This is a genomic window from Oceanobacillus saliphilus, from assembly GCF_023522835.1.
Taxonomy (GTDB): Bacteria; Bacillota; Bacilli; order Bacillales; family Amphibacillaceae; genus Oceanobacillus; species Oceanobacillus saliphilus.
This window is the reverse complement of sequence record NZ_JALCZU010000211.1, coordinates 1-259: the sequence shown is the minus strand read 5'-3', so window position 1 is coordinate 259 and position 259 is coordinate 1. Positions and strand designations below refer to the sequence as shown.

At 36.7% G+C, this 259-nt stretch carries 1 protein-coding gene; it reads left to right on the top strand.

Annotated features, from left to right (window positions below; all coding sequences use genetic code 11):
• Positions 1-259: polysaccharide pyruvyl transferase family protein (locus tag MN204_RS20940; RefSeq protein WP_249872977.1), on the top strand; the 259-nt coding region annotated here is incomplete at both ends.

Below are 259 nucleotides of genomic sequence, written 5' to 3'. Positions count from 1 at the left end.
AGTATAAAAGATATTTTAGGAAATAAACGCCCTGTAAAAAGAGTTGATACCGTTCTAGATGAACCACAAAAGATAACACCTGTTACTCGGGAGGCATTATTTGATTCAGAACTAGAACTATTCTCGCACCAGGAAATAATTATTACAGATCGCTGGCATGCAATGGTATTTTCCGTTTTAACAGGGACACCTTGCTTGTTATTTGGAAATAGTTATGGAAAAGGAAAGCATGCCTATATTGATTGGTTAGAGCACATCG